This is a genomic window from Stenotrophomonas sp. STEN083, from assembly GCF_056759195.1.
On sequence record NZ_JBRRCU010000016.1, the window covers coordinates 15,252 to 27,306 of the forward strand.

Annotated in this window: 11 protein-coding genes; 1 reads left to right on the forward strand and 10 read right to left on the reverse strand. The window is 64.6% G+C overall.

Annotated elements, in window-relative coordinates; all coding sequences use genetic code 11:
- Positions 1-3: 3 nt before the first annotated feature.
- From ACVOK8_RS07225 to ACVOK8_RS07265, 9 genes are all read right to left on the reverse strand, one after another.
- A complete protein-coding gene (locus ACVOK8_RS07225) occupies positions 4-2,706 on the reverse strand; it encodes a TonB-dependent receptor (protein ID WP_481566236.1) in 2,703 nt (900 codons plus the stop codon).
- A gap of 70 nt (positions 2,707-2,776) precedes the next feature.
- Positions 2,777-3,724: a FecR family protein gene (locus ACVOK8_RS07230; RefSeq protein ID WP_481566237.1), complete on the reverse strand. Its 948-nt coding sequence runs from the start codon at positions 3,722-3,724 to the stop codon at positions 2,777-2,779.
- A complete protein-coding gene (locus ACVOK8_RS07235; protein ID WP_481566238.1) occupies positions 3,721-4,239 on the reverse strand; it encodes a sigma-70 family RNA polymerase sigma factor in 519 nt (172 codons plus the stop codon). The genes ACVOK8_RS07230 and ACVOK8_RS07235 overlap by 4 nt, the downstream gene beginning before the upstream one ends.
- A gap of 319 nt (positions 4,240-4,558) precedes the next feature.
- Positions 4,559-5,815 carry a cysteine desulfurase gene (locus ACVOK8_RS07240; RefSeq protein ID WP_481566239.1) on the reverse strand — a complete coding sequence of 419 codons (1,257 nt, stop codon included), beginning with the start codon at positions 5,813-5,815 and terminating at the stop codon, positions 4,559-4,561.
- Positions 5,812-7,107, reverse strand: coding sequence for a Fe-S cluster assembly protein SufD (gene sufD / locus ACVOK8_RS07245; RefSeq protein ID WP_481566240.1), 1,296 nt, complete (start codon positions 7,105-7,107; stop codon positions 5,812-5,814). The genes ACVOK8_RS07240 and sufD overlap by 4 nt, the downstream gene beginning before the upstream one ends.
- Positions 7,107-7,871, reverse strand: a complete 765-nt coding sequence (gene sufC, locus ACVOK8_RS07250; protein WP_481537070.1) for a Fe-S cluster assembly ATPase SufC — start codon at positions 7,869-7,871, stop codon at positions 7,107-7,109. Before sufC ends, sufD begins: the two co-directional genes overlap by 1 nt.
- A 36-nt stretch (positions 7,872-7,907) precedes the next feature.
- Entirely contained in the window at positions 7,908-8,318 is a 411-nt protein-coding gene (locus ACVOK8_RS07255) for a lysozyme inhibitor LprI family protein (protein ID WP_481566241.1), read from the reverse strand.
- Entirely contained in the window at positions 8,315-9,790 is a 1,476-nt protein-coding gene (gene sufB / locus ACVOK8_RS07260) for a Fe-S cluster assembly protein SufB (protein ID WP_481566242.1), read from the reverse strand. The genes ACVOK8_RS07255 and sufB overlap by 4 nt, the downstream gene beginning before the upstream one ends.
- A gap of 19 nt (positions 9,791-9,809) precedes the next feature.
- Positions 9,810-10,256 (reverse strand): SUF system Fe-S cluster assembly regulator, encoded by a 447-nt coding sequence (locus tag ACVOK8_RS07265; RefSeq protein WP_057627263.1) that lies wholly within the window; start codon positions 10,254-10,256, stop codon positions 9,810-9,812.
- Between the two features lie 418 nt (positions 10,257-10,674).
- Between ACVOK8_RS07265 and ACVOK8_RS07270 the strand changes: the two genes are divergently transcribed.
- Positions 10,675-11,142, forward strand: coding sequence for an SET domain-containing protein (locus ACVOK8_RS07270; protein ID WP_303749196.1), 468 nt, complete (start codon positions 10,675-10,677; stop codon positions 11,140-11,142).
- A 219-nt stretch (positions 11,143-11,361) separates the two neighbouring features.
- Here the strand turns inward: ACVOK8_RS07270 and ACVOK8_RS07275 are convergent, their stop codons facing one another.
- Positions 11,362-11,946, reverse strand: a complete 585-nt coding sequence (locus tag ACVOK8_RS07275; RefSeq protein WP_481566243.1) for a YceB family lipoprotein — start codon at positions 11,944-11,946, stop codon at positions 11,362-11,364.
- Positions 11,947-12,055: the final 109 nt, after the last annotated feature.

Here is a 12,055-nt window from a genome sequence, read left to right on the forward strand (position 1 = left end):
TCCTCAGAAGTTGACGGTGAAGCCCATACGCACGGTGCGACCCGGCGAGGGCATCAGGCCCAGCGTCATCGCGTCCATGTAGTAACGGTCGGTGAGGTTGTCCACGCTCAGGTCGAGCGCGACGTGGTCGTTGATGCGGTAGTTGGCGAACACGTCGACCAACACGTAGGAACCCCAGTCCACTACCGGAATGATGCTGCTGGCACGGGGCAGGGTCGGGCGGTTGCCGGTGTAGCTGACCCGGCCACCGGCGGTCAGGCGCTGGTCCAGCTGATGCGTGCCCAGCGTCAGCGCACCCGAGGCGCGCGGCGGGACATGGTTGCTGGCATAGCTGTCGGTGACGCCGCCCGGATGGCAGCGCTCCGACTTGGTCGGATAGGCGCGGTCGCTGTGGCAGAAGTTGGTATAGGTGTAATAGCTGCCGGACAGTTCACTGAAGAAGCGCGGCGTGCGGTACTCGGCGGTGATCTCGTAGCCCTTGAAGTCGGCGTTGTCGATGTTCTCGATTACCGGTGACGACACCCAGCCCTGCAACTGCACGGTGGTGCGGGTCAGGTAATCCTTCACGTGGTTGTCGAAGTAGGCCAGCTTCAGGCGTGCCTGGTCGCCTTCGGCGAACAGGCCGTCGCGCAGCAGGTTGATGCCGTACTCACGGTTCTTGGCGTGTTCCGGGCGCAGGTCCATCGCGAACGTGGTCGGAACCGGGCCGGAGCTGGTCTCGAACAGACCGGGCATGCGCAGTGCTTCGGCATAGCGCGCGTAGACCTGCACGCCCTGGAACGGGGTGAAGGTGATCGCCGCGATCGGCGCATTGCCGCTGGCCTTGCCCTGCAGGTGGACGTCGGTATAGGTGATGGGACGGGTCTGCGATGGCAGGCGGGTGATCTCGCGGTCATAGCTCTTGTAGCGGGTGTGGCGTACCGCCGCATCGAATTTCAGCCAATCGGTTGGCACCCACTCGGCGCTGGCGAACAGGCTGCTTTCCTCGCGCTTGGCATTGTTGCTGCTGAAGCTCTGCTTGGCGCTGATCGGATGGACGTCTTCCTTGCCGTGGGTGAAGCCGTACTGCAGGGCGACGTCGCCCCAGGCGGTGATGAAGCGCGAGGTATTGGTGGCATCGATGCCCCAGCGCTCGGCCTGGCGGTAGGTGGTCTCGATATAGGTGTACTCGGGCGGCAGCGTCGGGAACGAGTAGACGTTGCGGATGGTGTTGTCCAGGGCGGTGCGCCAGGCATTGGCCTTGAAGTCGATCAAATCGTTGGCCGGCTGCCAGCGGTAGCGTGCGGTCCAGGTGTCGGCATCGACATCGCTGAGCGCGGATTGCAGCGCGCCCTCGCCACGCAGGATGGCCGACGGCATCAGCTCGCCGTAGCGGCTCTGGTACTTCATGCGGCCCACTTCCAGCGCCTGCTCGGGGCTGGGTTTCCAGGTTGCCTTGAACAACCAGGACTGGTTGTCGACCGAGGTGTTGAGCACTTCTTCGCCGGCACGGAAGCGGTTGAGCCCGCTGAAGCTGACGTTGGTGTAATCGGTCCACCAACCGAAGATGTTGGTGACGCGCTCGTCGCTGAAGATCGGCTGCGGGGCGTCCGGGCCGCCTTCGCCGGCGAAGTAGTTGCCGGTCTTGCGGCGTGCGAACACGCCCACCACTTCAAAGTGCTCCCAGCGTTTGGCGGCGGCAATGCTGCCACTGCCACCGGTCGGCTTGCCAGTGGACGGTCGGTCCATGCCGGTGTCGTCGGCAAATTCGGTGGGCAGGGGTTTGGGTGTGCAGATTTCGCCACCACCGCAGCCGGTGACGAAACGACCGCCATTACGCAAGCCGCCGGTGGTGAATGCTGGCGGCGGCGAGGTGGAGTTGTCGCTGAAACCACCCTTCAGGCGGATGCCCCAGTCCTTGTCGCCGCTGATGATGTCCTCGGCATTGAGGGTACGCATGCTGACCACGCCGCCGATCGCGCCGACGCCTTCGGCACCGCCGGTCGGGCCCTTCTGGATGTCGATGCCGCCAATCATGTCCGGGTCGATGTAGCTGCGCCCGGCTACACCGGCATAGCCGCGGTAGACGGTGACCTGCTGCTGGCTGCCGTCGATCAGCACCGGCACGCGGTTGAAGCCCTGCATGCCGCGGATGTTCAGGTCGAGCGCGCCGGAATTGCGGTTGTCGCCGTTGATGACACCGGCCACGCCCTTGAAGATGTCACCGGCCTGGGTGCCGCGCGAGCGCTCGATCTGCTGCAGCGACAGGTGCGTGCCGGACTGCGCGGAGGTGTAAGGCGTGTCGGCCGAGTTGCGGCTGTCATCGCCCAGCTGGGTTCGGTTTCCCTGGTCACCCTGCACCCGCAGCGTGCCGATGCGTTCCACGCCATTGGCCGGCGCGCGCTGTACGGTCAGCGCGCCGCTGGCAGTGGTGGCCAGCTGCAGGCCGCTGCCCTGCAGCGCCTGTGCGGCGGCCTGTTCGACCGAGTACTGGCCATGCACGGCCTTGGCCTGCTTGCCCTGCAGCAGTGCCGGGTCCACCGACAAGGTGCGGCCGGCGCTGGCGGCGATGCGGTTGAGGCTGGCGCCTAGCGGGCCGGCGGCGATCTGGTAGTCGAGCACTGCCGCATCAGCGGCTGCGGTTTGCGCGTTGGCCAGCGGAACGGCGCAGGCCAGCGACAAGGCCAGGGCAAGGCAGGAAGGGCGAAGCAGGGGGGAGGCGGACATCGATACGGCTTCCGAAAGAGGGTTTCGGATAGGGATGTGTATCGAGGGCGAAAAACCGGACACGCTCACGCTATTTTTTTTCGATCAGGGTGACCGGGCCGTAGGAGCGGATCAGCAAGGGCAGGGTTTCGGCCAGCGCGGCCAAGGTACGGTCGCTGTCATCCAGCCCGAATACGCCCTGCACGCGCAGCACCGCGGCTTTCGGCGACACCCGCAGGAAACCGCTGCGGTAGGCGCGCAGGCGCTCGACCAGTTCCAGCAAGGGAGCGTTGTCGAGGCTGACCCGGCCATGCAGCCAATCGGTCAGCTGCGGTGGGTTGCTGCCAAGGGCGGTGATGCCGCTGGCATCGATGCGAGCACTTTCTCCGGCAAGCAGGCGCTGGCTGTGGCCGTGCTGGTCCTCGATCAATACGTGGTCGCTGAGCACGGCAACCTGGGTCGATGCCTCGTAGCGTTCCACCATCAGCCTGCCGCGCAGCAGGCTGAGCTTGGTGTGCAGGCTGTGCAGCAACAGGGGGCGAGGATCGGCGGCGATGTCCAGCAGTGCGCGCCCGCGTCGCAGCCATAGTTGGCGCTGGTTGGCAGCGAAATCCAGATCCATCGCGCTGCGCGCATCCAGCGTAAGGGTGCTGCCGTCATCCAGTGCAAAGCGGCGGCGTTGCCCGGTTGCGGTGCGCAGGTCGGCGCTGAGTTCGCGCAGCGGGAACTTGCGGTCGGCCAGCAACGCGGCGCCGCCAGCGGTGAGCGCAAAGGCCGCCAGCGAGCGCAGGGCGACACGCCGCGACGGCCGCAGCAGCAGTTCGCGCGCCTGTTGATCCTGGCCGGGGTGACGCTGGGCAACCTCGCGCAGGCGTTGGAAGCGGCCCTGGATCTCCTGCAACTGCTGCCAGGCCTGACGGTGTTCGGGCGAGGCGTCGAGCCAGCGCTGCAGCTGCTGTTCGCTGTCCACATCGGCGCTGCCGGACTGCAGCAGCACCATCCAGTCGATGGCGGCTTGCATCGCCGCTTGCTCGCTCATGGGGCCAGGTCCGTGTGCTGCAGGTCCTGCAGGCAGCAGATCCAGGCCTGGCGCAGGTAGCGGCCGACCGTGCGAACCGACACGCCGAGCTGCTGTGCGATCTGCTCGTGGCCCATGCCGTCGAGCTGGCTGTAGAGGAAGGCGGCGCGGGCGGGTGCGGGCAGTGACTGCATGCTGCGATCGACCAGCAGCACGGTTTCCAACAGTAGTGCACGTTCCTCGGGCGAGGGCGAAAACGCTTCAGGACTGTGCCGCAACTGCTCCAGCCAGGCCTGTTCCAGATCACGGCGCCGACGCAGATGGAACAGCAGGCGCTTGGCAATGGTGGTCAGGAACGCGCGTGGCTCATCGATGCTGGTCAGCGGCGTGCGCGATGCTGCGACCTGGCTGAAGGTCTCGGCGGTGAGGTCTTCTGCATCCCAGCGGCAACGAACCTGCCTGCACAGCCGCGCCAGCAACCATCGGTGATGGTCGCGGAACAAGGTGGCAAGAAGGGAGGACGACGCGGGGCTCATCGTTTGTGCAAATGCGAATTGTTCGCATTATTGCATGTGTGAGCAGTGCTGTGCAGCGGGACTTTTGTAGGAGCGGCGTCAGCCGCGAAGCTGGTGGATCGTCAGATTCCGGAATTCATGAGCACTGCAGCTATGCGTGCTTCGCGGCTTACGCCGCTCCTACAAAGGCAACCACACCCACAATCCAGCAGCGCTGCTCTATAGCCCCTCTCCCGTTTACGGGAGAGGGGTTGGGGTGAGGGCGCTTTCGCTGTTTGAATTTCGACCTGCAGTGCTTTCGGCTTCGCGGCTTATGCGGCTCCTGCAACAGCTGGATTTCTCAGCCCAGCAAGGTGCGCACTTTCTTCAACGCCGCCATGAAGGATTCAATCTCTTCATGCGTGTTGTAGAACGCCAGCGAGGCGCGGCAGGTGGCGGCTACGCCGTAGTACTGCAGTAGCGGGTGCGCGCAGTGCTGGCCGGAGCGCACGGCGACGCCTTGCAGGTCGAGCAGGGTCGCCAGGTCGTGCGCATGTGCGCCCTCGATCTGGAACGACACCACCGCGGCCTTGTTCGGCGCAGTACCGAAGATGCGCAGGCCTTCAACGCGCTGCAGTTCTTCGGAGAAGTGGGCCAGCAGTTCCTGCTCGCGGGCTTCGATGTGCTCGCGGCCGAGTTCCTCCAGGTAGTCCACTGCGACGCCCAAGCCGATGAAACCGGCGATGTTCGGGGTGCCGGCTTCGAACTTGTGCGGGGCATCGTTGAATACGGTGCCGTCGAAGCTCACTTCCTTGATCATCTCGCCACCGCCGAGGAAGGGCGGCATATCCTGCAGGTGCTCACGGCGAGCCCACAGCGCGCCGGTGCCGGTCGGGCCACACATCTTGTGGCCGGTGACAGCGTAGAAATCGCAGCCGATCGCTGCCACGTCCACGCTTAGGTGAGGCGCGGCCTGCGAGCCGTCGATCACGGTGACGATGCCGCGCTTGCGGGCCTCGCGGCAGATCTCGCGCACCGGATTGATGGTGCCCAGCACGTTGGACACGTGGGTGAGCGCCAGCAGCTTCACTTCCGCGGTCATCGCTGCATGCAGCGCGTCCAGGTCGAGGCTGCCATCGGGGCTGATCTCCGCCACGCGGATGCTGGCGCCGGTGCGCTCGGCGACCAGCTGCCACGGCACGATGTTGGCGTGGTGCTCCATGCGCGACACCAGGATCACATCGCCGGCCTTCAAGCGCGGCAATGCCCACGAATACGCGACCAGGTTGATCGCAAAGGTGGTGCCGCTGCACAACACCAGCTCATCGCTGCGCACGTTGAGGAAGCGTGCCAGCTTGGTGCGTGCGCCTTCGTAGGCGTCGGTGGCCTCGGTGCCAAGCGCATGCACCGCGCGGCTGACATTGGCGTTGTAACGACGATAGAACTCGTCCACCGCGCCGATCACCGACAGCGGCTTCTGCGCGGTGTTGGCATTGTCGAAATACACCAGCGGCTTGCCGTTGACTTCGCGCATCAGCAGCGGGAAGTCGGCGCGCACGCGCTCCCAGTCGGGGGCGGTGGCCGGGTGGTGGATCGGACGCGGGGAACTGAGATTCATGCCATGCCTGCCTGTTGCAGTGCCTGGTCCAGGTGGCGGGCCAGCTTTTCGGTAAGAACGCCTTCCACCGCGGACAGCGGCTCGTGGCAGAACGCGGCGCTGAGCATGGCGCGCGCCTGTTCGGCAGGCAGGCCACGCGAGCGCAGGTAGAACAGCGCGTTGGCGTCGAGCTGGCCAACGGTAGCGCCGTGCGCCGCCTTGACCTCTTCTGCGTCGATCACCAGCGTCGGCTGGGTATCGATCTCGGCATCGGCCGACAGCAGCAGGTTCTTGTTGGACAGGTTGGCATCGGTGCCATCGGCGCCTTCGCGGATGCCGATGCCGCCGTGGAACACCACGCGGCTGCGGTTGGCTGCCACGCCGCGCCAGACCAGCTCGGCGCTGGTGTCCTTGGCGATGTGCTCGATGCCCAGGCGGGTATCAATATGGCGGCGACCGGTGCCCAGCAGCACGCCATTGGCGGTCAGCTTGGCGTTGTCGCCTTCCAGGCGCACGTTGAGCTCATGACGGCTCAGCGCTGCACCCAGTTCCAGGTCGATGCGGCGGTACTCGGCATCGCGGGCCAGTACCGCATCAGTGCGCAGCAGCGAGGTGGCGCGCGCGCTGTCGGCCTGCACGCGGGCATGCGACAGCACCGCGTCCTGGGCGATGTGGACGTGCACCAAGGTGTTGTCCAGGTGTGCGCTGTCGCCAGCCTGCAGATGGTGCTCGACCAGGCCGAACACGGCGCCACGGCGCAGTTCGATCAGGTGACGGTGATGCCAGGCGTGGTCGCTGGAATCTGCCGCACTGACGAACACCAGGTGCAGCGGGGTGTGGCTGACGATGCCGTCGGCCACCTGCACCAGCACGCCTTCATCGGCGAGTGCGGCATTGAGCTGGGCGAACACTTCCTCGGCGCGTTCGAAGCGACGGCCAAGGAAACGCAGCGCCTCGGGCTCTTCGGCCTGCACGGCAGACAAGGTGCGCACCTGCACACCGGCATCCAGCGACGACAGATCGCTGAGCGCAGCGCTGTGGCGGCCATTGACGAAGACCAGGCGCGGCGACGGGATGTCGGCCAGCAGCGCGGTATCGATGTCCGGGGCCTGCAGCGGTGCGGCAGTGAAACTGCGGCGCTCCAGCTGGCGCAGAGAGGTGTATTTCCAGGCCTCGTTGCGGGCGGCGGGCAGGCCGGTCTTGAGGGCGGCCTCAAGAATCGACTCCCGTTCGGCGATTTTCGTTGAATCCCCGCACATGGATGTGCGGGCTGTTGCGAAGGATTCGCGCAACGAATCGAGCAGGGCATTCATTACTTGGCTGCCTCGCGGACCACGCGGTCCTTCAGGAAGTCATAACCGTGCGCTTCCAGCTCCAGCGCCAGTTCCGGGCCACCGGTCTTGACGATGCGGCCGTCGGCCAGCACATGCACCACGTCCGGCTTGATGTAGTCGAGCAGGCGCTGGTAATGGGTGATGACCAGGAACGAACGCTCCGGCGACCGCAGTGCGTTGACGCCATCGGCCACGCTCTTCAGTGCATCGATGTCGAGGCCGGAGTCGGTTTCATCGAGAATCGCCAGCTTCGGCTCAAGCACGGCGAGCTGGAAGATCTCGTTGCGCTTCTTTTCGCCACCGGAGAAGCCTTCGTTGACGCCACGGTGCAGCAGCTCGTCCTTCAGGTGCAGCACGGCCAGTTTCTGCCGGACCAGCTTGAGGAACTGCATCGAGTCCAGTTCTTCCTCGCCACGTGCCTTGCGCTGTGCATTGAGCGCTGCGCGCAGGAAGTAGGTGTTGTTGACGCCGGGGATTTCCACCGGGTACTGGAAGGCCAGGAACAGGCCGGCAGCGGCGCGCTCTTCAGGGGCCAGTTCCAGCAGGTCGCCATCTTCGAATTGCACGCTGCCAGCGGTGACGTCATAGCCGTCGCGGCCGGACAGGACATTGCCGAGGGTGGACTTGCCGGCGCCGTTCGGGCCCATGATGGCGTGCACTTCGCCCGGCTTCACTTGCAGCGACAGACCCTTGAGGATTTCCTTGTCGCCGATGCTTGCGTGGAGGTTTTCGATCTTCAGCATGAGGGTGCGTTCTTCAATATGTAGGGTGCGGGGCGATCAGAGCTCGCCTTCGGCGCGATCGAGGAAGGTGGCGCGCAGCCATTGGGTGCGCTTGCGGGTCAGTTCGGCCTTGTTGGCCGAATACAGCATCGGGTACATCGAGCCGTACAGGACGCGTGGGTTCTCGTCCTTGCCAACCGGGTAGCGCGCTTCGATATCGGCGTCGCGCAGCGGGATCCACAGGCGCTGGGCAGCGCGCAGCTTGTCGATGGCGACCTGCTGACCCTGCAGTTTCTGCAGCACCTGGCGGTACACGGCGTTGAGCTCGGCGTCGGCTGCGGTGGCTTCGGCCGCCGCACACTCGTTGAGCTCGAACTGGGTGCGGGCGTCATCACAGGCCTTGCCCGGCGACGCGGCGGAGGCCACGAACGGCAGTACGGCCAGCAGGAGCAGCGGCAGGCGGTTCATCCGACCGATCCTTCCAGCGAGACTTCCAGCAGCTTCTTGGCTTCCACCGCGAACTCCATCGGCAGTTCCTTGAAGACCTGCTTGCAGAAGCCGTCGACGATCATCGACACCGCGTTTTCCTGGTCGATGCCGCGGGCACGGCAATAGAACAGCTGGTCGTCGGAAATCTTGGAGGTAGTGGCCTCGTGTTCGACGGTGGCGCTGGGGTTCTTCACCTCGATATAGGGGAAGGTGTGGGCGCCACACTTCTTGCCGATCAGCAACGAGTCGCACTGGGTGTAGTTGCGCGCGCCCTCGGCGCCGCGGTCAACGCGGACCAGGCCGCGATAGGTGTTCTGGCCACGGCCGGCGCTGATGCCCTTGGAGATGATCTTGCTCTTGGTGCGCTTGCCGACGTGGATCATCTTGGTGCCGGTATCGGCCTGCTGACGATGATGGGTCAGCGCGACCGAGTGGAATTCGCCCACCGAGTCGTCGCCCAGCAGCACGCAGGACGGGTACTTCCAGGTGATGGCCGAGCCGGTTTCCACCTGGGTCCAGGTCACCTTGGAGCGCGCGCCACGGCATTCGGCACGCTTGGTGACGAAGTTGTAGATGCCGCCGACGCCGTTCTCGTCGCCCGGGTACCAGTTCTGCACGGTCGAATACTTGATCTCGGCATCTTCCAGCGCCACCAGCTCGACCACCGCGGCGTGCAGCTGGTTCTCATCGCGCATCGGCGCGGTGCAGCCTTCCAGATACGAGACGTAAGCCTTGTCCTCGCAGATGATCAAGGTGCGCTCGAACTGCCCGGTGTTACTGGCGTTGATGCGGAAATAGGTGCTCAGCTCCATCGGGCTGCGCACGCCGGCCGGCACGAACACGAAGCTGCCATCGGAGAACACCGCCGAGTTGAGCGCGGCGAAGTAGTTGTCGCCCACCGGCACCACCGAGCCCAGGTACTTGCGTACCAGCTCCGGGTATTCGCGGATGGCTTCGGAGATGGAGCAGAAGATCACGCCCTTGTCGGCCAGTTCCTTGCGGAAAGTAGTGCCGACCGAGACCGAATCGAATACCGCATCCACTGCCACGCCGGCCAGCTTCGCCCGCTCATGCAGCGGCACGCCAAGCTTTTCGTAGGTGTCCAGGAGTTCCTTGGGCACTTCGTCCAGCGACTGGTACTTCGGGCCCTTGGGCGCGGAGAAGTAGCTCAGTGCCTGCAGGTCGATCGGTGCGATCTCGAGCTTGGCCCAGTCCGGCTGGCGCATGGTCAGGAAGTGGCGGTAAGCGTCCAGGCGCCACTGCGTCATCCACTCGGGCTCTTCCTTCTTGGCCGAGAGCGCGCGGATGACGTCCTCGTCCAGACCGGGGGGGAACGATTCGGATTCGATCAGCGTGACGAAGCCTGCGTCGTATTTACGACCCAGCTGCTCATGGATTTCACGGTTCGGGCTGTCGACGGTGTCGACCGGTTCGATGATTTCGGTGGCCATTAGGGCTGCCTACGGTTGTTCAGGAGACGACGTCGGCGCTGATGCGTCGACGGTCGGCAAGCGGTAAGGGGTGCAGCATCTGCGCGAGGGTGACGCCGCGCAGGGCATCGGAAACCACGTCATTGATCAGCCGCCAGTTGGAGCGCACACCGCACTGCCCGGCAAGCCCGCACTGGCTCTGCTCCTGGCTGCATTCGGTGATGGCCAAGGGGCCTTCCATTGCTTCCAGGATCTCGATCAGGGTGATCTCGGAGGCGGGGCGGGTAAGCCGGTAACCGCCATGCACGCCGCGCAGGCCTTCAACAAGACCGGCCTGGGCCAGCGGCTTGAGCAGCTTGCTGACGGTGGGCGGCTCCAATCCGGCGGCTTCAGCCAGATCGGTCGCGCTCAACACTTCGGCTGGCCGTGCGGCAAGCACGGTCAGGACGACGGTGGCGTAATCGGTGAGCTTGGTGACGCGGAGCATTGCGGGGGCGGGGAATCAATGTGGACCAAAATTGTACGCTTTCTGGTCCGGGGGGCCAAGTTTTGCTGTTCAGCTGGCAGAAACCCCCAGCCAATCACGGGCCTGCAGCTGTTTCCTCTCCCCTTGCGGGAGAGGATGCCGAAGGCACGAGAGGGGGCGGCGCAGCCGCTGCTGTTTCGTGGGCTCGCACGAAAGGGTAGGTTTCGGCATTGGTGATGCTTTTGGTCTTGCGCCAACAGCTACCCCTCTCCCCAACCCTCTCCCGCAAGGGGAGAGGGAGCTAAGCACGGCATCGCTTCAATCTGGACCTTTGCCGGCGCTCCTTCTCTTTGCAATCCGAGGCCCACACCAATCCCCGCTTGGGTTGTCCTGCCCGATGGGCGAGAATCACCGCCTCACTCAAGTCCCGGCCATGTACATGCCCAAGAAGATCCAGGCACGCAAATCCTCCATCCACGGCAACGGCGTGTTCGCCGTGGCAGCGATCAAGAAGGGCGAGCGCGTCATCGAATACAAGGGCAAGCGCCGTACCCATGCCGAAGTGGACGCGGATGACGCAGGCGATGTGGAAACCGGCCACACCTTTCTGTTCACCCTGAACGACGATTACGTCATCGATGCCAACTACAAGGGCAATGATGCACGCTGGATCAATCACAGCTGCGATCCGAGCTGTGAGGCGATGATCGAAGAGGCCGAAGGCGATGACCGCACCGCCGACAAGGTGTTCATCGAAGCCATCCGCGACATCAAGGCCGGCGAAGAGCTGACCTACAACTACGGCATCACCCTGGCCGAACGTCACACTCCGCGCCTGAAGAAGATCTGGGAATGCCGTTGCGGCTCGCCCAAGTGCACCGGCACGATGCTGCAGCCGAAGCGCTGAGTCTCTGGGGCGCTGCATGGATCGGCATGGTTTTGTAGGAGCGGCGTAAGCCGCGAAGCCACTGCCAGCTCAGGTGCTGCTAATGGATCATGGCGCAGCTCCGCAGGGAAGACTCTGCTCGGTGGCTGACACCTCGCTAGCTTCGCGGCTTACGCCGCTCCTACAAACAAAGTAAATAGGCCGCAATCGCGGCCTATTTCGTTTCTACAGAAGGGCCGCTCAATTCCCCAGCAAACCCTGCGGCACGAAGCTGCCCAGGTTCTGGTTGAAGTCCACCGCGATCCGACCGTTTTGGATGCCGACCGACTTCACCTGCAGTACGCCCATCACCTTGGCGATGGCCGGGTCGATCTTGTAGATCGGCTCGCGTCGGGCGTAGTCGGCCAGCCAACTGTTGAGCAGGCTGCGGGTGCTTGAATCCAACTCACCACCACCAGCACTGGGGCGGAAGCCATCAACGGTGGGCTGATCCAGGTGGAAGCCCTGGGTCTGCGTGTCATAACGCAGGCCGCTGCTTATCTGTACATCGCCCACCGGCATCGACGAACCACCTGCGGCCATGGCCAGGTTGAAGCCCAGGTCCAGGCGGCTGCCCTGTGGCAGGGTCAGGTGTGGCTGGCTCACGGTCAGCGCCAGCAGTCCGCCCAGTGCCTTCTGAGTGCGCGGGAAGCTGCCGTCCAGGTACTGCTGCACATCGGCGGCACCGACGGTCAACTGCTTGCCATTGATCTGTGGTGCGGCATGGGCGCTACCGGCCATGGCGAGCAGGGCGATGCTGGGGAGGAGCAGGGAACGCAGATTCATCGGGTGTACTCGGTGATGGCGGCAGGTTGGACTAGCAAGATAACCGGATCGGGTGAACGGCTAATTAGCAGGCTCGGTCCCGTTGGATGGAAGTGCTGCCCGGCTGGTC